Below are 17,225 nucleotides of genomic sequence, written 5' to 3'. Positions count from 1 at the left end.
TTCATAATGTGTGAAATGTGAAGAATGTGTTGAATGTGCCCTTGGTAGCATTTGCACATTTTTCACATTTTCACATTTCTCACATTATAGCCATGTACATCATCAAAGTAAAAGGCAAGGCCAAGATTCCGGACTACATTCAGCTGCGGGATGAGGCTTTTGTGCTGATTGCCTATTTCCGGGCCGACCGGCCACTGAAGGATTTGCACCGCTACGGGCTGGAAGGCAAGGAGGAAAGCTTGGCCGCTGTTATTGCCAGTCTGGAGTTTGGTAAGCTGCAAAAGCTGGAGGTATGAAGTAGTAGTAAGGCGCTGAGCCGGCAGTTATATGCATCCGAAAAGCGGCTGGCTGCCGTACATGTGCCACGCACCCGTTTTTAAGCTTTTATGACTGTTTTAGAGCTACACGACGCGTTCATTATGCAGGACGTGAATACGATTCTGCAGAAGGTGAGCTTTTCGCTGGATAAAGGAGAGTTTGCCTATTTGGTGGGGCGCACGGGCTCTGGCAAAAGCTCTCTGCTCAAAACCCTGTACGCCGATTTGCCCCTACCGGCCGGCACCGGCACCGTAGCCGGTTTCCCGCTGCCGCGCACCGGCTCCGCCGATAAAGTGCCGTTTCTGCGGCGCAAGCTGGGCATCATCTTCCAGGATTTTCAACTGCTGTTCGACCGCACGGTGGCCGAAAACCTGCTGTTTGTGCTGAACGCCACCGGCTGGAAGGGTAAGGCCCGCAAGCAGCAGCGCATTTCGGAGGTGCTCATGCGCGTAGGGCTGGCCAACGTGGCTGCCAAAATGCCCCACCAGCTTTCCGGCGGGGAGCAGCAGCGCGTGGTAATTGCCCGGGCCCTACTGAATGAGCCGCTGCTGCTGCTGGCCGACGAGCCCACCGGCAACCTCGACCCAGATGTGGCCGACAGCATCATGCGGCTGTTCACCGAAATCAACAACGCTGGTACGGCCGTGCTCATGGCCACGCACAATTACCAACTCATTCAGCAGTATCCGCACCGGGTGCTGAAGTGTGAGCAGGGCCAACTGGTTGATTCCGCCAAAACGCCTTTCGAGTTGAGTTAGGCTAGTAATGCAAGAAGGCCGCTGAATACCAGGAGCCTACGATATGCGCTAAAAAAACACCACGGCAGCTGACAACTAAACCGCTGCGGCCCGGCTCCTGAACCAGGGCGAGTAAGCGCCCTCATTTTTTGATTCTGCTTTCCTTGCTGGGCATGAAAGGGCTTTCAGTACTGATTCCGGTGTTCAACTACGATGTGCGGCCCCTGGTGCGCGCCTTGGTGGCGCAGGTGCAGCAGTGGCCCGGCCCCGTTGAAATTCGCTGTCTGGATGATGGTTCGGGCGCGGAGGTACGGCAACTGCACCAGGAACTGGCCCTGTTGCCGGGCGTTGTATACCAGGAGCTGGGCCGCAACGTCGGTCGGGCCGCCATCCGTAACCTCTTGGCCGCTACTGCCCGCTACAGCTGGCTGTTGCTGCTTGATAATGACAGCCGCCTGCCCGACGACCAGTTTCTGGCGCGCTACGCCGCGGGCTGCCACCTGGCCCCGGTACTTTCGGGTGGTACGGCCTACGAAGCAGCCCCGCCCCCCGAAACAGCTTTGCAGTTGCGGTGGCTGTATGGCAGGCACCGCGAGGCCCGTTCCGCCGCGGTACGGCAGCGCGCCCCGCATGGGCAACTCACGCTCAACAACCTGCTGATTGAGAGGGAAATATTCTGCCAGCTGGGGTTGGATGAGCGCCTGACCCGCTACGGCCACGAGGATACCAAATTCGGGTGGCTGCTTCGGCACCGCAACGTAGCCGTGTACCACCTGGATAATCCCGTGCTCCACGACGGCCTGGAACCAGCCCCCGTTTTCCTGCAAAAAACCCACGATGCGGTGCGCAACCTGGTGCAGCTCTACCAGGCGGAGGGGCTAGGAGCCGATACCAAGCTGCTACAGGCTGCACTTCGCCTCAAACGCTGGGGCCTGAGTGAAGCCGTACGCACTGCTTTTAGCCTGCGCCGTGAGCAGGTACACCGCAACTTGCTTTCCGACCGGCCCAGCCTCCGCCAACTGGATGCCCTGAAGCTGTATTGGCTACTAAATGAGTTGCGGTAGGAGCACCGTATAACGCAAAAAAGCGGGTGCCCGGAGGCACCCGCTTTTTTACAGAGTAGCAGCAGAATTAGTCGTTGTCGGTGTTTTTTACTTCCGACTTTACTTCCTTGAACGCGCCTTTCACGGCTCCACCTACTTTCTTGCCCGCGTCCTTCACGTCGGAGGCAGTGTTGCTGGCGGCGCGGCCCACGGCAGAGCGCTCATCCTGCGTTTCGGCAGCTACGTTTTCAGCTCCACGCTCCGTTGCATCGGCCCCCTGGGCGGCGCGGGCTTCGGCTTTGTCGAAGGACTTGAAGGCAGCGTACTTCAATTTTTCCTTCTGAATTTCGGCCAGGTCGCCGGCCGGAATGTCCTTCTTTACTTTATCATAGGCTTCATCCAACGCGCGCCACTCGGCGTTGATGTTACGCCAGTCGTTGATGTCGTACTTATTTTCATTCACCTTGATGTCCTTCACGAAGGCCTCGTAGGTCTGGCGGGCGTTGGCAGCCGTAATGCGGCTGGCCGGCGAGCTAAGCTTGTAATACTTGCCCATTGTGGTAGCACCGGTGCTGCCGGTACCAGCGTTGCCACTCATGGCGGCAGTAGCGCCGGGGCGGTTTTGCCAAGCCATTTCGCGCTTGTCGTAGGAGGTAGTGTAGCGGGTGCGCAGCTGCTCAATTTCCTGGCGGCGGGCATCATCATATTGGTCAGCATACCGGTCAACGGCGGCTACTTTGGCATCGAAGTCCGACTTGAGCTGGGTGGTTTCCTGCTCGTAGTCGGTTTCTGCCTCCGTGGCCACGGCGTCGGCCTTGCTTTCGGTGTTGGCTACAAAGGTTTTGAAGTCGTTATATGCCTGGTCGCTTTCGGCAGATACTTCCTGCTTCTGGGCTTGGTTGCAGCTGGTGAAGGCCGTGCCGCTCAGTACGAACATGGCTACCAAGGCATTGCGGGTGAGGTTTTTTCTGAGCATGATGCAGGTAAGTTAGGGGGAGAGAGTAAGGGAGGGAGGCGGGTGCAAGGTGCCTGTTAGGGAGCGTAACGGATGCGCTAGGCCTGTGGTTGCGGGCCGGCTTGGTGAGTAGGCGGCCCGGCAGGCCCTATCTTTGGCAGGCCCGCTTCTTTACTTTTTGCTATGTCTCCTTCCCTGCCCGCCCCGGTTCCCATCCAGCTACTCGACCTAGCCGCCCAGCACGCGCCCTTGCAGCCGGAGCTACAGGCGGCGTTGGAGGCCACGCTCCTGGAAGGGCAATTTATTCAGGGGCCGGCCGTAGCCATATTCGCCCAGGAACTCGGCCAGTATTTGGGTGGCCCCCACGTGGTGCCCTGCGCCAATGGCACCGACGCCTTGCAGCTGGCCCTGATGAGCTTGCAGCTGCCGGCCGGTGCGGAGGTAATCGTGCCCGCCTTCACCTACGTAGCCACCCTGGAAGCCGCCGCAGTTCTGGGCCTGATACCGGTGCCCGTGGACGTGCTGCCCGATACGTTCAACCTCGACCCCGCCGCGGTGGCGGCCGCCATTACCCCCCGCACCGGAGCCATTGTGGCGGTGCATCTATTCGGGCAGTGCGCCGATTTGGAGGTGCTGCGCCACTTAGCCGACCGGCAAGCAGTGGCCCTCATCGAAGACAATGCCCAGGCAATTGGCGCCACGTTTACCGGCAGCTCCGGCGAAACCTGGGTGGCCGGCACCGTAGGGGAGGTGGGTACTACGTCGTTTTTTCCCAGCAAAAACCTGGGTGGTTTTGGGGATGGGGGCGCCTTGTTTACGCGTGATGCAGAACGGGCTGCCTACTTGCGGCAGTTAGCCAACCACGGCCAGAGCCGTAAATACCACCACCAGCACATTGGCCTCAACTCCCGCCTCGACACGCTGCAGGCGGCGCTGCTCCGGGTAAAGCTGCCGCATTTGCCGGCCTGGACGGTGGCCCGCCAACGCGTGGCCGCGCACTACGACGCGCTGCTGCAGAGTGTGCCCGGCGTGCAAATACCCGCGCGCGACCAACGCAGTACCCACGTTTTCCACCAGTATACGCTTACGGTTGAAGATGTGCCCGGCCACCGCGACGCCTTGCAGCAGCACCTAGCCATCGGCGGCGTACCCAGCCAGGTATATTATCCCTTGCCTAACCACCTGCAGCCCGCCTACCACTACCTGGGTTACCGGGCCGGGCAGTTTCCGGTGGCGGAGCGACTGTGCCGCACGGTGCTGTCCTTGCCTATTCATCCCACTATGCCCGCCGAGCAAGTGGAGTATGTGGCAGAAACTATTCGGAAATGGGCGGTTTAAGGAGCAATAAGGTTGTAATTGGGGGTGTGGTGCAGGCGGGCTGGAGCGTTTTGGCACCGTTTTTTCTTTTTACCGTATCAGTATTTCTTTTCCCGACCTAAGTCCTCTCTCATGCGCCGTTCTTTTCTGACGCTGCTGCTGCCGCTGGCCGGCGTGGCGGCACTTACTACTGCCGCCGTTACCAAGCCGGCTCAGGGCTTCAGCCTGTTTTCCATTGATCAGGATATTGCCTTGGGCAACCAAGTAGCGCGCCAAACCGACTCCTTGTACCAAGCCAAGGGGCAGTTGATGACCCGCGCTGGCAATGCCCGCGCTTACCAGTTGCTGGATGGTGTGGTGAAGCGCGTGCTGGACAATGGCAACGTAAAATACCGCACTCAATTTCCCTGGGATGTGAAGCTCATCAAGGATGACGCTACGCAGAATGCCTTTGCCACCCCTGGCGGCCACATTTACGTGTTTACGGGCCTGGTGAAGTTCCTGGATAATGAAAACCAGCTGGCCGGGGTACTAGGCCACGAAATTGCCCACGCCGACCGGCGACACAGCACCCAGATGCTGCAGAAACAATACGGTACCAGCCTGCTGCTGGGGCTGCTGCTGGGCAACCGCTCCTCGGGCCAGCTGGTGCAGATTGCGGCGGGCTTGGGCCAACTCAAATTCAGCCGCACCTACGAGGTGGAAGCCGATAAGTATTCCACTATTTACCTCAACGGCACCCGCTACTACGCCTGCGACGGCGCGGCGGGCTTTTTCATCAAGGCCGAAAAACAGGGCGGCGGCGGTACCCCCGAGTTCATGAGCACCCACCCCAACCCTGGCTCCCGCATTACCAGCATCCAGAAAAACGCGCAGCAGCTAGGATGCACCAACCGCAACGTTAGCAATGCTAACTTTAACGAGCTGAAGCGGATACTGTAGCTGTTAGAGTCACTGGCTGTTTCAGATAAAGCCCGAAATCTGAGTGAACCACCATCATGCGGTTTACTCAGATTTCGGGCTTTGACCGGAATGACTGTTTTAGTCCGCGTCGGTGGGGGTGCCAGGAGCCAGATGGACGCGGTTTAGCTCGGTTTTGTGCGTGCGCCAGTCGGGCATAAACTGGTCCATCAGGCTCCAAAAGCGGGCGTTATGTAGCCGCTCGTGCAGGTGGGTCAGCTCATGTACCACCACGTATTCGAGGCAGGGCAATGGGCGTTTGGCTAGCTCCAGGTTCAGCCAGATACGGCGGGCCCCAATGTTGCAGGTACCCCAGCGGGTGCGCATCTGCTTAATTCCCCAACTGGCCGCTTCCCTACCCACCACTGGCTCCCACTGCCGTAACAGCGCCGGTATCAGCTGTTTTAGCTGCTGCCGGTACCAGGCCGCCAGTACAGCGGCGCGCTGGGCCGCAGTGCTGGCAGCTGGTACATGCAAGTACAGGTGGGCAGTAGCCTCATCCAGCGTTACCCGGGCGCGGCCGGGGGCGCTGGTTACGCGCAACTCGTAGGCCTTGTCCAGGTACGGGTGTAGCTCGCCGGAAATGTACTGCAGGCTGGGCCGTGGCTCCCGGGCGGCAAATTGCTGCTGGTGCTTCTGAATCCAGGCGTGGCGGGCGGCCACAAACTGCTCAATGGCTGCCGTTGGGGTTTGCAACGGCACGGCCACCCGAATTCGGCCGCCAGCGTACACCGTCAGGCGCAGGCTGCGCATGCGTTTGCGCACAAGGTCTATCTCGAGGCCGGCAATAGTAGTAATAGGCATAGGGACTCGAAAGATACAACCGCAACTCTGGAGGAAGGTACACGAGTTACCCCGCCGAGGCCACTTCCAGCGGCAACTCATCTGGTACTGCAACCCGCCGCACCTGCGCACAACCGGCCGTTTTTTCGCAGTTTGCGGGCCCTATCCTTCAATTCGTATCCAGTGCCTGTTTCCGCTGCTCTTTCCCCGGTTCGTTTTGTTATCTGCGGCGTAGGCCACATTGGCCGCCGCCACGCCGCGCTGGTAGCCCGGCACCCGGAGGCGCAGCTGGTGGCCCTGGTAGATGCCCGGCCGGAGCTGGCCGCCGAACTAACGCACGCGTTTCCGGGGGTGCCGTTCTACGCTTCTCTGGAGGAGTACCTGGCCCAGGGGCCTGCCGCTGAAGTGCTTACCGTAGCTACTCCCAACGGCCTGCACGCGGCCCAGGCGCAGCAAGCCTTGCGGGCGGGCCTGCACGTCGTCATTGAGAAACCCATGGCGTTGCGCACCACCGATGCGCAGGCAGTGGTTGACACCGCGCAGCAGAGCGGGCGGCTGGTATTCGGGGTGATGCAAAACCGCTACTCACCCCCGGCGGCCTGGCTGAAGCAGGTGGTGAGCGAAGGCCGCCTCGGGCAAGTACATCTGGTGCAGCTCAACTGCTTCTGGAACCGCGACGAGCGGTATTACACCCCTGGCAGCTGGCACGGCACCCGGGCCCTGGATGGCGGCACCCTGTTCACGCAGTTCAGTCATTTCGTGGATTTGCTGTACTGGGTGTTCGGTGACATCACCAACGTCTCGGCCCGCTTCCGCAACTTCAACCATCAGCACCTGACCGAATTTGAGGACAGTGGCCTACTTCTGTTTGACTTGGTAGGCGGGGGCAGCGGCACCCTGCAGTACAGTACCGCCGTGTGGGACCGAAACCTGGAAAGCTCCCTCACGGTGGTAGCCGAGCACGGCAGCCTGCGCCTCGGCGGGCAGTACATGGATAAAGTGGAGTATTGTCATCTGCGGGACTACCAGCTGCCCGAGTTGCCGCCTACCAATCCGGCCAACCAGTACGGCAACTACCAGGGCTCCGCCGCCAACCACGTCCACGTCATCGACAACGTGGTGGACACCCTCCGTCAGCGCGGTCAGGCCACCACCAATGCGCTGGAAGGCCTGAAAGTGGTGGAAATGATAGAGCGCATGTACGCGCTGAAATGATGCGGTGGCTAGATGAATTGTTAGGGCACTGGGAAAAGCAGAAGCTGCACGCTCAACCGGGCTGCTCAGTTGCAGGGTTAGACCGATTTGAGGAAAAGCTGGGAATTACGCTGCCACATGAGTTTCGGCTATATCTTGAGCGGACGAATGGAATGGACCCGTATACTTCAATTGGTGCAGATGAGAATGGATTTTACTTCTATTCGCTAAATGAATTAGAGCTTTATTCTCAATCAACCGACTTTATGCCGGAGCCTTCAATACCGGCTCTGGAAGGCAGAAAATGCTTACTGTTCGCCGACTATATGCATAAGTGCTGGTGGTACGGGCTTTTATTTGAGGAGCAAGAAGCCAGTTGTACTGTCGTTGAAATTGCCGCTGCGAACTGGTACAGGGTTGTGGCAGGTTCATTTAGTGAGTTTGTTGATCTATACGTAGCTGATGCCGACGAATTATATAATGCCATTCCTGAGTTATGAATCCCGCTGACCAAAAAGCCCTAGCCGAACTGCGCGCCTGGCAGCGCCGCATGCAGCAAAAGCCCACGCTCCTGAACCGCGTAACGCGGCGGGTGCAGGCGCGGCTGAATGCGCTGCTGCCGGAAAAAGTGCATGTGGCCATTACCGTGGCTATCCAGAAAATGGTGCAGGGCGTACTGTTTGGCTCCACGTATACCACCCAGCGGCCGGTGCCGGAGGGTACACTGGAGGAGCGGGAAGAGCGGGTACGGGCGCGCATCCGGGCATACCGAAACACGGCGGCCCTGGAAGGCGGCGTAACCGGGGCCGGCGGCTTTCTGTTGGGCCTCGCCGATTTTCCGCTGCTACTAGGCATCAAACTCAAACTGCTGTTTGACATTGCCGCCCTGTACGGCCACGATGTACGCAGCTTCCCCGAGCGGCTGTATCTGCTGCACATCTTCCAACTAGCCTTCAGCAGCCAGTACACCCGCCGCGAAACCTACCGGCAACTCGCCGATTGGCCCACCACGGAAGCCACCATGACGGCCGAATCATTTGACTGGCGCATCTTCCAGCAGGAGTACCGCGACTATATTGACCTGGCGAAACTGGCCCAACTGGTGCCGGTGATAGGGGCTGCCGTGGGCGCGGTGGCCAACTACCGCCTACTCGTGCAGCTCGGCGAAACGGCCATTATGTGTTACCGCCTGCGCTGGTTTGCCGAGCAGGGCCGTTTGCCGGATCAGGCGTAGAAACGTGGTCCTTCGTGGTTGCCGCTGGAACAACGGACCCAGGCAGCCTCCCTATGCTCCAACGCAGCATGGCTACGCCTCCTCACCAACAAACAGCCCCGACGGAAACCATCGGGGCTGCTGGGAGAGAGAAAGTAGGGGAGGCTAGCTTTTGCCTTGTTTCAGGCCCGGCTTCATGCCCTGGCGGTGCGCTTTGTGCTTCGCCATTTTATCGGCTTGGAGTTGGGTGTATTTGGCGTACTGGTCGGCACTCAGGATTTGCTTGAGCTGGGCTTCATACTGGGCTTTCTCCGCCTTCATGGCCTCGTGATGCTGCTTTCTGTCGGCGGGGGCGGCTGTGCCGGCCTGGGCTTTGTGCGCCTGCATCTGCTGGGCCCGGGAGAGGTGCAGCTGGCGCACCTGCTGGGTTTGGGTGGCCGAAAGTCCGAGCTTTTTGGTTAGGCTTTGGGCGGCGTGGTCGGCGCGCTGCTCAGGGGTTTTGGCAGTTTTGGTGCCCTGCATTTTTCCACCTTTCATGTGCTGGCCGTGGGCGGCTTTCACCGGAGTGGTTTGGGCCGAGGCCACAGCGGCCGACAAGGAGAAGGCGGTCAGAAGAACGAGGAGCTTTTTCATGAGGCTATGGTGAAGGAGTTGTAGTTGAGTGGAGAGGCCCGCCACCGTCCGGACTGGCAAGCGGGCTGCTGATGGAGCATTTGCAAGTCCGGTGCCAGTTTTGGTGCCAATAGGGTAAAACAGCCTCCCGTAAAAATTTAAATTTTTCGATTAAACCTCAGTCTGCGTCCTGCGTCGCGGGTTTTTAGACGGCTTTGGGTGTCATAAGATGACAGTCAGTAGGTAGGGTTTCCAGCCCATGCCTGACATAGCAGCTACTAGAGAAGTGGCTGCGCATGGAGGCCGTTTTTTGCTCTGTTTGCGGGGGCAGCAATCCGGCTTTACCTTTGCGGCATCAATTCTTTTTAGCCGAAGGATTGTTTTTATACAGAGGCGCTGAGAGACAGGCTCGATGACGCGTCGGCAACCACCCGCAAGCTGCGGAACGGTGCCAATTCCTGACCATATAAAAACAAGTTGCCGTGCGCTTTTTGCCCTGCTTACCAGCCCGTGTTGCCGTTTCTGCCGCCATTTTGTGCCCCTTGGGTACGGCCGCAGCCTGTTGTAGCCCGCGTTGTTGTAGCTAGCCCGTAGCCCAGAGCGTGTGCGCCGCCAGGTGCCCGCCCGCTATTCTCTGCTAGTACTGTGCCGGAGCCGGGCCTGGGGCTGGTTGCCTGACGCCCGTGGCCGCGCCGGTTTCAGCGTAGTGCGGCCCGCTTCATCTGCTTACTTCCCTCTTTTTTACGACCTGCCGGGCCGTAGTCCGGCGTACCTTTTTATGCTTAGAAAATCACTGGAACTGCTGCGGCAGGAGGCGGCCGAAACCGGCGCCGGAACGCTCAAACGAAGTCTGAACGGCTTCAACCTCATTGCCATTGGCATTGGGGTAATTATTGGAGCGGGCTTATTCTCACTTACTGGCATTGCGGCGGCCAACAACGCCGGCCCGGCCGTTACGCTTTCGTTCGTGGTGGCGGCGGTGGGCTGCGCCTTCTCGGCGCTGTGCTACGCCGAGTTTGCCTCCATGGTACCAGTAGCCGGTTCCGCCTACACCTACGCCTACGCTACCATGGGTGAGCTGTTTGCCTGGATTATTGGCTGGGATTTGGTGCTGGAGTACTCAGTAGGCGCGGCCACGGTGGCCATCAGCTGGTCGCAGTACCTGCTTAAGTTTCTCAGTAAGTACGGCATTAACCTGCCCCCGCAGCTGGTCATGTCGCCCTTTGAAACGGCCACGCTGGCCAATGGCAGTGAGGTGCACGGCTTCGTGAACGTGCCGGCCATGCTCATCGTGCTGGCCATCACCATGATTATCATTCGGGGTACCTCGGGCTCAGCCTGGTTTAATGCGCTGGTCGTTACGCTGAAGGTGGCCGTGGTGCTGGTGTTTATCGGCTTGGGCTGGCAGTACATCGACCCCACCAACTATCAGCCCTACATTCCGCAGAACACCGGCACCTTCGGGGAGTTTGGCTGGAGCGGGATTTTGCGCGGGGCCGGGGTGGTGTTTTTCGTGTTTATTGGCTTCGATATTGTGGCCACCATGGCGCAGGAAACCAAGAATCCGCAGCGCAACATGCCCATCGGTATCATTGGCTCCCTGCTAATTTGCACCGTGCTGTTCGTACTGTTCGGGCACGTAATGACTGGTTTGGCCAACTACACCGAGTTTAAAAACAGCGCCGCACCCGTGGCCATTGCCATCGAGAAAACGCCGTACGCCTGGTTGTCCTCGGCTGTCATTCTGGCTATCATCATCGGCTATACCTCCGTAATTCTGGTGGATTTGCTGGGTCAGAGCCGGGTGTTTTTCAGCATGGCCAAAGATGGGCTGCTGCCCCCGGTGTTCTCCCGCATTCATGAGCGTTTCCGCACGCCCCTGCAGTCGAACTTGCTGCTGGGCCTGTTTATTGCCCTGTTTGCGGGCTTCGTGCCTATTTCCGTGGTGGGTGAGATGACGAGCATTGGTACACTGCTGGCCTTCGTGATGGTGTGCGTGGGTATTCTGATTATGCGCAAGCGGGAGCCAGATGCTCCGCGCGGCTTCCGCACGCCCTGGGTGCCAGTGGTGCCCATTCTGGGTATTCTCACCTGCGTGGTAATGATGGTATCCTTGCCCTGGGAAACCTGGCTGCGGCTGGCGGTGTGGCTGGCCATCGGTCTGGCCATTTACTTCGGCTACGGTCGCAAGCACAGCAAGCTAGGTAATCCGGCAAAAGCTGAATAGGAAGAAAAGAAGCTAGCAGGTAAGCCTGTTGCCGCAGCCGGGACCGTAAGGTTTCGGCTGTTTGCGTTGCTGAGCTCCTTGCGCGTAGCTTTGGCTCTCATTCTATTCAGTTTTTCTGTGGAATCTATTGTTATCGAAGCGCCCGTGGCGGCGCCCAGCCCGCCGGCTACAGTGTATCCAACTATCAAGGAAAGCTGGGCATTTTTGGGGTGGTATCTGCTACTGTCGTTGCTGGTTGGGGTGCCCATTTTACTGGTCGGAGAGAAGCTGCTGGGTATGACCCGGCCCGTTACGCTGCTGCTCATGGGCGTTGGTACCAACGCTGGCTTGCTGGGGATTCTCTGGTGGAAACAGAAGGTGCGCTGGCCCGGTATCAACCTGCACGGCCACGTGCCCGGCTGGCTGCTGCTCGCCTTGCCGGTGCTGGTGGTATCAGCCGACATGGTGCTGACGCTGGTTCATTTTCTGCACCTGCCCAAGTTCTCCTCCGGCGAAGCTTACCGGGAACTGATGAAAGTGCCGGTCGTTGGGTTTCTTATGCTGTGCGTGGTGGCACCAGTATTGGAAGAACTGCTGCTGCGCGGAGTGGTATTGCAGGGGCTATTGCGCAACTTCCCCACCCGTCCTTGGATTGCCATCGGCCAGTCGGCCCTTGTTTTCGGGGTTATGCATATGAATCCGCCGCAAAGCCTAGCTACATTCTTTCTGGGGTTGCTGATGGGCTGGCTGTATTACCGCACCCGCTCCCTGTGGCTGTGCATGGGTGTGCACTTCCTTAACAATTTCTTCGCGTTTAATGCGCTGTTGTATCAGAAAGCAGGTAAATCCACCGACGAGGTAGCCGCCTTTGGTCACCCCTGGGCCTACACCGTGGTAGTGGTGCTGAGCGCACTGGTGTTGTGGAGCTTGCTATGGATGGTGCAGCGTGCCACCTCCCCGCCACCGGTCCATTCGCCGGTCGACGAGCTTCCGCAACCGGCCGAATTGCAACCGAACAGCATATAAATAGCCGGTGAAACTCTGCGCTAAGATGAGAACCGCCCCATCGGAACATTCCGGTGGGGCGGTTTGGCATTGAAGCACAAACGAATACAGGGGCTACATGAACACCTTGCGCAGGGCCCATAGGCTCCACACAATTACCATCAGGCCCACGCCCACAAACATCCAGCGCACGGGCAGGCGGCCGGCTAGGCGGGCGGCCAGGGGCGCGGCGGCCACGCCCCCGATAATCAGGCCCAGGATAATCTGCCAGTGCGAAATGCCCAGGGTGGCGAAGAACGTAACGGCGCTGGCAAACGTGACGAAAAACTCCGTGACGCTGACCGAGCCGATGACGTACTGCGGGGTGCGGCCCCCGGCAATAAGCGTGCTGGTAACCAGGGGGCCCCAACCGCCCCCGCCAAACGAGTCGAGGAAGCCCCCGGCCGCCGCCAGCAGCCCCAACTTCTGGTGCTTTTTACGCGGACCGGGCTTAGAAAAGGCCTTTGAGATGATGCGCACACCCAGCAGCAGCAAGTACGCCGCCAACAAGGGCTTTACGTAGCTGCCGTACTTTTCCCCAAACGTGGCCAGCAAATACGCCCCCGTAATAGCGCCCAGCACGCCCGGAATTAGCAGGACTTTGAACAGGCGCTTGTTTACATTGCCGAAGCGGTAGTGGTGGTAGCCCGAGGCCCCGCTGGCAAACATTTCGGCGGTGTGGATGCTGGCACTCACGGCGGCCGGCGCAATGTTAAGGCTCATCAGGCTGATGGCCGTAATTACGCCGTAACCCATGCCCAGCAGCCCGTCAATCAGTTGGGCCCCAAACCCAATAGCCACGAACAGCCAGAAGGTTTCGGCGTGGGTGGCCGCCGTCCACACTTGGCTCCAGGTGAAGTAGTAGCTCAGAATGTTGAATACCAGCATGGCCGCAAATGCTAGCAAGGAGGCCGTGGCAATACGCCGCCACCGCAGCGCCGCCGGCGACTCATAGGCCGGCCCGCCAGTCAGCTCGGCCGTCACGGCATTCAGCGACTTCACTTTATGGGCGAAGTCGCCGCCCACCTTCTCCCGGATACTGGCCATACGCTGGAGCACATCGTGCAACTCATCGGGCAGGGCATGGGTGAGCATTTCGCGCAGGCGCTTGGCAATGGTGGGCGACTTGCCGTTGGTACTGATGGCAATTTTTAGGTCGCCCTTCTGCACAATGGAGCCCAGGTAAAAGTCGCAGGCGGCGGGCGTATCGGCTACGTTGCAGAGCAGGCGCTGGCGCGTGGCATCCGCCCTGATGCGCCGATTCAGCTCCTTATCATGCGTGGCCACAATCACCAGGTCGTGGCCCACCAGCGTGGTGGGGTCGTAAGGCTGCTCACGCAGCTGCACAGCCGGGTGGCGCTCGGCCAGCACCCGCAGCTCCGGCCCAAACCGGGTGGCCACTACCGTAACGGCCGCATCGGGGCTGTTGGCTAGTATGGCCGAGAGCTTTTCGTAGCCTGTCGCCCCGCCGCCTACCAGCAGTACGCGCAGCTGTTCCAGCTTCAAAAACACCGGAAACAACCGGTTGCCATTGGGCAGCTCGGGCTGGGGCAGGGCGCTATCGGAGGAAAACGGCATGACGAAAGGTAGGTACAAGCAGCCGGGCCGTGGCTGGGCCTAACGCCGGTACTGGCCGGGGCCTGGTGCGCAGGCCAACGGTCAGGCAGCATGCCCGGCGTTGCCGCCCAACCCTCAACGGAGCTGGGCAGTGGTTGGGCGGGGGCTTTTCTGTAAACCGAAAAGGCCGCTGGCAGTTAGGTTGCGGCCGTAAAGTAGGCGGAATTACTGGCCCGGCCGCAGCGACGGGGCAATTTATTGGCCCAGCCGCTGGCTCAGACCCTTAAGCAGGGCCGTTACCTCGGGGGCTACGCCCGTAAGCAGAATCAGGCCGGCGTACACCCCGGCAAGGGTAGTGGAGCGGAGCAGCATAGTGAGCAGGGCCGAAGGCAGAGTGGGTACTAGCCAGCCGGCCAGCCCGGCGGCCGCAGCAATCAGCAAAATCAGCGGGATGCGCCAGGTGAAGGGTTGCATACCGAAGCTGCGCCACACAAACCAGGTACGGGCCAGGTTGATGCTTATTTGGGCCGCCACGGCCGCCACGGCTGCGCCCACGATGCCCAGCCGTGGAATCAGCAGCACATTGAGAAGGATGGTAAGCAGGGCCAGCGAAACGTTAAAAATCAGATCAAAACGGTAGCGCGGTGAGGTAACGAGAATGAGCCCATTTACTCCCGTAATGCCATCGAATAAGCGGCTGCCCAGCAGCAGCAGCACCACTACCGTGCCCTGGGCATAATCGGCGCGCATCAGGGAGTAAATGAAGTCCAGGTTGAGCCCGATGCCCAGGGCCAGAAAGCAGCCGATGAGCGTGTTGAGGCGGGTGGTGCGGCGGTAAAAATCGGTCATGCCGGTCAGGTTCTGCTCTTTCCAGTAATCGGCCAGCAAAGGGAAGGCAATCTTGTTGAGGGAGCGGGCCGGAATAGCCAGGGCGGTGCTGATGTTGAAGGCAATACCGTAGATACCGGCTGCCGCCAGGTTCACCTGCGCCCCCACCATTAGGGTGTCGATATACATGATGATGCTGCCGGCCAGGGAGCTCAGCAGCGTGAAGGCACCCACGCCCAGCAGCTCGCGTACCGGCCGCACTGCCAGTACCGCCCGCCGGGGCCGCCAGTGCAGCTCCCCGATGCGCACCAGGTAGCCGGTGAGCAATAATACCAGCGCCCCGTTCACGCCCACGTACCAGAGCACGTACCCATGAAACGTGAGCCAGCCTTGGGCAAACAGCAGGGCCCCACCCAGAATCAGCAGCCGCAGCAGAATATCCTGCAGAAACGAGGAAAATGCCGTGTGGTAGAGGGCTTTGAGGTAGGCATCGAGTAGGGAGTAGAGCAGCGTAAACAGCGCAAACACGGCCCCCCAGAGGTAGTAAGTGTTGAGTAGGGCCGCGTCCTGCTCGTATAGCCCTATAAGAAACGGCCGGCTCAACAGATATAGCCCCAGTACCACCACAAAGCCCAGCAGCGGCACGCCCATCAGAAACGGCAGAAACCCGTGGTGCCCGTTTTCCCGGTTGCGGAAATAAGGGAAAAAGCGGATGCCCACGCTGGCAAATCCCAGCGCCGCCACTTGGGCAAAGAGTGTGGCAATGGAGGCCAGCGTGCCGGTAAGCCCCAACTGTTGCGGCTCCAGAAACCGGGGTAGCACCAGCGTGGTACTCACAAACCCCAGCGCCAGCCCCAGGTAGGAAATAATGGTGTTACGCAGCCCCTGCCGCTGAACAATGCCCAAAAGGTGAAGTTGTAAAAGGTGAAGTTGTGAGTTGGCGTTCTCTCATCCTGAGCTTGCACGTTCTGGTGTTGGTTCCCGCAGAGGTGCGCAGAGCTGTTCTAGCGTGAGAAGGTCCTTTGCAAGCTCAGGATGACAAATGATGAAACGACCGGCAAATATCTGAGCCGTTAACGAAGGCTACGTTGCGGCTGCGAAGGTACTCCATGATAGTCCGGAACTCCCGGGGGCCGTTGCGGGTGTTGGCCGGGTCGAAGTTCTCGTTGTGCCAGAGTACTGTGGCCACGCCCCCAAACCGCTCAATTTCCTGAAGCATAGGCGTGAGGGCCGGCATAACTTCCTCGGGGGCCAACTGCAAGTAGCGCGGGTGGTGCAGGGTGGCATCCATCACGTTGAGCGGAATTTCGAGGAAGTCCGCGGCTTCGCCCCGCTGAAAAATGAACGGCTGGAAAGGCAGGCAGTAGCTGTTTCGGAAGCCGTAGTGCTCGGCAAAGCCTAGTGTGGAATCATAATGAAAAGGTATTGAGTCAATTACCAATGGAGTGAGAGATGGTGTCCACTGCAAATAGTGAAATCGGTTGCCGGAAAAGGCACCTGAATCAAATGGCAAACCTACAATCTCCCAAACCGTGGCAGCTTCTATCACCAAGGAAACACTGTCACCATTCAAGCTCCCATGAACAGCTATTTCAGCCCCAGCATCATGCAAAGCACGGATCTGTTTTACGAGCCTCGGTTGGTTGATCTTATAATCGGCATTGGGCGTGCCGTTGGCTGCTTTTTGGTGCTTGGGCAGGAAAAAGAACGTGCTTTTGGCGCCGTATTCAGCCACGGTTTGTTGTACCTCGGCCAGGTTGTCCCAGGCGTCTTTTTGGGTGAGGTGCTGCCAGTAGCGGCGGACGAAATCCCGCCAGTCGCGGCGCTGGAGGGCGGCTTTGGCGGGGGCTTTCCAGGCGCTGTAGAGGTTGTCGATGTCGTGGGTAATGAAGGCGGCCCAGGCGCGACCATCGGCCCAGCGGCGGGGCCGCAGGGGCTGGCCGCTGACGTGCTCGATGGCCGTTTTCAATACATCGAAGTAATAGTTGACCACGGGCACCGCTACAAACCCATACCGGTGCTGCACGCTGGCCGCGTACGGAAAGCGGCCGTGCTGGTCCCGCTCATCGGAGTAAAATTCCTGCCAGCCGCTAAGCAGGAAAAACGCCGCCGACACCACATCGGCCTGCACCCGGGCCCGGCCTCCGGGCAGCAGTTCCAGCAGCGGCCGGGCGGGCTGGTCGTCAAAGAAAAACGGCAGCTGCCGACCCTGCCACTCCCGCCACACCGGCGGGGCAGAGTAGGGGGCCGTGCCCGCAAAAAAGGCGTGCTCCACGGCCGCCACCTCCACCTGCAGCTGCGTACCAGCGTACCCAATGCTAACTGTGGGTATAGTATCATATGCCTGCCAGAAATGCTGCAATACGTAATGCAAACGGCTTTCGGCGGTAGTAGCAGGCACGGAAGGTAGCGGCGGTAACATACCGCAAGGTACCACGCAGAACAGCTCTGCGCCCTC

The 17,225-nt window shown here is 59.4% G+C and carries 16 protein-coding genes and 1 riboswitch; of the genes, 10 read left to right on the top strand and 6 right to left on the bottom strand.

The features are described 5' to 3' along the window. The first annotated feature begins 92 nt into the window (after positions 1–92). The 3 genes from ABIB60_RS02965 (at position 93) to ABIB60_RS02955 (ending at position 2,119) form a co-directional block, all read left to right on the top strand. Positions 93–296 carry a fructose-6-phosphate aldolase gene (locus tag ABIB60_RS02965; RefSeq protein WP_354577625.1) on the top strand — a complete coding sequence of 68 codons (204 nt, stop codon included), beginning with the start codon at positions 93–95 and terminating at the stop codon, positions 294–296. Positions 297–386: 90 nt separating this feature from the next. Next, positions 387–1,076, top strand: coding sequence for a cell division ATP-binding protein FtsE (locus tag ABIB60_RS02960; protein WP_354577624.1), 690 nt, complete (start codon positions 387–389; stop codon positions 1,074–1,076). Positions 1,077–1,228: 152 nt separating this feature from the next. Beyond that, a complete protein-coding gene (locus tag ABIB60_RS02955) occupies positions 1,229–2,119 on the top strand; it encodes a glycosyltransferase family 2 protein (protein ID WP_354577622.1) in 891 nt (296 codons plus the stop codon). Between the two features lie 67 nt (positions 2,120–2,186). On the opposite strand, the gene ABIB60_RS02950 is transcribed toward ABIB60_RS02955, so the two are convergent. Beyond that, positions 2,187–3,074 (bottom strand): DUF6565 domain-containing protein, encoded by an 888-nt coding sequence (locus tag ABIB60_RS02950; protein WP_354577621.1) that lies wholly within the window; start codon positions 3,072–3,074, stop codon positions 2,187–2,189. A gap of 162 nt (positions 3,075–3,236) precedes the next feature. On the opposite strand from ABIB60_RS02950, the gene ABIB60_RS02945 reads away from it, so the two are divergent. Further along, complete coding sequence (locus ABIB60_RS02945) at positions 3,237–4,391, top strand: DegT/DnrJ/EryC1/StrS family aminotransferase (RefSeq protein WP_354577619.1); 1,155 nt, start codon at positions 3,237–3,239, stop codon at positions 4,389–4,391. 111 nt (positions 4,392–4,502) lie between these two features. Continuing rightward, positions 4,503–5,312, top strand: a complete 810-nt coding sequence (locus ABIB60_RS02940; RefSeq protein ID WP_354577618.1) for a M48 family metalloprotease — start codon at positions 4,503–4,505, stop codon at positions 5,310–5,312. Between the two features lie 99 nt (positions 5,313–5,411). Here ABIB60_RS02940 and ABIB60_RS02935 read toward each other — a convergent pair whose 3' ends face one another. Next, positions 5,412–6,134: a M48 family metallopeptidase gene (locus ABIB60_RS02935; RefSeq protein ID WP_354577616.1), complete on the bottom strand. Its 723-nt coding sequence runs from the start codon at positions 6,132–6,134 to the stop codon at positions 5,412–5,414. 162 nt (positions 6,135–6,296) lie between these two features. Between ABIB60_RS02935 and ABIB60_RS02930 the strand changes: the two genes are divergently transcribed. From ABIB60_RS02930 to ABIB60_RS02920, 3 genes are read left to right on the top strand one after another with little or no spacing between them, the layout of a single operon-like run. Then, positions 6,297–7,328, top strand: coding sequence for a Gfo/Idh/MocA family protein (locus ABIB60_RS02930; RefSeq protein WP_354577615.1), 1,032 nt, complete (start codon positions 6,297–6,299; stop codon positions 7,326–7,328). Continuing rightward, the gene (locus ABIB60_RS02925) at positions 7,325–7,807 is read left to right on the top strand and encodes an SMI1/KNR4 family protein (RefSeq protein ID WP_354577614.1); all 483 of its coding nucleotides are present in this window, start codon (positions 7,325–7,327) and stop codon (positions 7,805–7,807) included. The genes ABIB60_RS02930 and ABIB60_RS02925 overlap by 4 nt, the downstream gene beginning before the upstream one ends. Beyond that, the gene (locus ABIB60_RS02920) at positions 7,804–8,541 is read left to right on the top strand and encodes an EcsC family protein (RefSeq protein ID WP_354577612.1); all 738 of its coding nucleotides are present in this window, start codon (positions 7,804–7,806) and stop codon (positions 8,539–8,541) included. Before ABIB60_RS02925 ends, ABIB60_RS02920 begins: the two co-directional genes overlap by 4 nt. 144 nt (positions 8,542–8,685) lie before the next feature. On the opposite strand, the gene ABIB60_RS02915 is transcribed toward ABIB60_RS02920, so the two are convergent. Continuing rightward, entirely contained in the window at positions 8,686–9,153 is a 468-nt protein-coding gene (locus ABIB60_RS02915; RefSeq protein WP_354577610.1) for a DUF4890 domain-containing protein, read from the bottom strand. 359 nt (positions 9,154–9,512) lie between these two features. Beyond that, positions 9,513–9,605, top strand: a riboswitch (SAM riboswitch). 305 nt (positions 9,606–9,910) lie between these two features. Between ABIB60_RS02915 and ABIB60_RS02910 the strand changes: the two genes are divergently transcribed. Both ABIB60_RS02910 and ABIB60_RS02905 read left to right on the top strand, forming a co-directional pair. Next, positions 9,911–11,359 carry an amino acid permease gene (locus tag ABIB60_RS02910; RefSeq protein ID WP_354577608.1) on the top strand — a complete coding sequence of 483 codons (1,449 nt, stop codon included), beginning with the start codon at positions 9,911–9,913 and terminating at the stop codon, positions 11,357–11,359. Between the two features lie 117 nt (positions 11,360–11,476). Beyond that, complete coding sequence (locus ABIB60_RS02905) at positions 11,477–12,364, top strand: CPBP family intramembrane glutamic endopeptidase (protein ID WP_354577607.1); 888 nt, start codon at positions 11,477–11,479, stop codon at positions 12,362–12,364. A gap of 93 nt (positions 12,365–12,457) precedes the next feature. On the opposite strand, the gene ABIB60_RS02900 is transcribed toward ABIB60_RS02905, so the two are convergent. The 3 genes from ABIB60_RS02900 to ABIB60_RS02890 all read right to left on the bottom strand — a co-directional run bounded on the left by ABIB60_RS02900 (position 12,458) and on the right by ABIB60_RS02890 (position 17,189). After that, positions 12,458–13,960: a TSUP family transporter gene (locus tag ABIB60_RS02900; protein WP_354577606.1), complete on the bottom strand. Its 1,503-nt coding sequence runs from the start codon at positions 13,958–13,960 to the stop codon at positions 12,458–12,460. A 234-nt stretch (positions 13,961–14,194) separates the two neighbouring features. Continuing rightward, a complete protein-coding gene (locus ABIB60_RS02895) occupies positions 14,195–15,673 on the bottom strand; it encodes a lipopolysaccharide biosynthesis protein (protein WP_354577604.1) in 1,479 nt (492 codons plus the stop codon). A 124-nt stretch (positions 15,674–15,797) separates the two neighbouring features. Then, positions 15,798–17,189, bottom strand: a complete 1,392-nt coding sequence (locus ABIB60_RS02890; protein WP_354577603.1) for a DUF7033 domain-containing protein — start codon at positions 17,187–17,189, stop codon at positions 15,798–15,800. Positions 17,190–17,225: the final 36 nt, after the last annotated feature.

The organism is Hymenobacter sp. UYP22 (assembly GCF_040547285.1).
Lineage (GTDB): Bacteria > Bacteroidota > Bacteroidia > Cytophagales > Hymenobacteraceae > Hymenobacter.
Note: the sequence above shows the minus strand (reverse complement) of the source record. Positions and strands in the feature narration are given on the sequence as shown.

Excerpts from the sequence above, each read along its gene's own strand:
- ABIB60_RS02910 (WP_354577608.1), top strand. The coding sequence starts at position 9,911 with ATGCTTAGAAAATCACTGGAACTGCTGCGGCAGGAGGCGGCCGAAACC.
- ABIB60_RS02925 (WP_354577614.1), top strand. The coding sequence starts at position 7,325 with ATGATGCGGTGGCTAGATGAATTGTTAGGGCACTGGGAAAAGCAGAAG.
- ABIB60_RS02890 (WP_354577603.1), bottom strand. The coding sequence starts at position 17,189 with ATGTTACCGCCGCTACCTTCCGTGCCTGCTACTACCGCCGAAAGCCGT.
- ABIB60_RS02965 (WP_354577625.1), top strand. The coding sequence starts at position 93 with ATGTACATCATCAAAGTAAAAGGCAAGGCCAAGATTCCGGACTACATT.
- ABIB60_RS02920 (WP_354577612.1), top strand. The coding sequence starts at position 7,804 with ATGAATCCCGCTGACCAAAAAGCCCTAGCCGAACTGCGCGCCTGGCAG.
- ABIB60_RS02945 (WP_354577619.1), top strand. The coding sequence starts at position 3,237 with ATGTCTCCTTCCCTGCCCGCCCCGGTTCCCATCCAGCTACTCGACCTA.
- ABIB60_RS02955 (WP_354577622.1), top strand. The coding sequence starts at position 1,229 with ATGAAAGGGCTTTCAGTACTGATTCCGGTGTTCAACTACGATGTGCGG.
- ABIB60_RS02900 (WP_354577606.1), bottom strand. The coding sequence starts at position 13,960 with ATGCCGTTTTCCTCCGATAGCGCCCTGCCCCAGCCCGAGCTGCCCAAT.
- ABIB60_RS02935 (WP_354577616.1), bottom strand. The coding sequence starts at position 6,134 with ATGCCTATTACTACTATTGCCGGCCTCGAGATAGACCTTGTGCGCAAA.
- ABIB60_RS02950 (WP_354577621.1), bottom strand. The coding sequence starts at position 3,074 with ATGCTCAGAAAAAACCTCACCCGCAATGCCTTGGTAGCCATGTTCGTA.
- ABIB60_RS02940 (WP_354577618.1), top strand. The coding sequence starts at position 4,503 with ATGCGCCGTTCTTTTCTGACGCTGCTGCTGCCGCTGGCCGGCGTGGCG.
- ABIB60_RS02960 (WP_354577624.1), top strand. The coding sequence starts at position 387 with ATGACTGTTTTAGAGCTACACGACGCGTTCATTATGCAGGACGTGAAT.
- ABIB60_RS02915 (WP_354577610.1), bottom strand. The coding sequence starts at position 9,153 with ATGAAAAAGCTCCTCGTTCTTCTGACCGCCTTCTCCTTGTCGGCCGCT.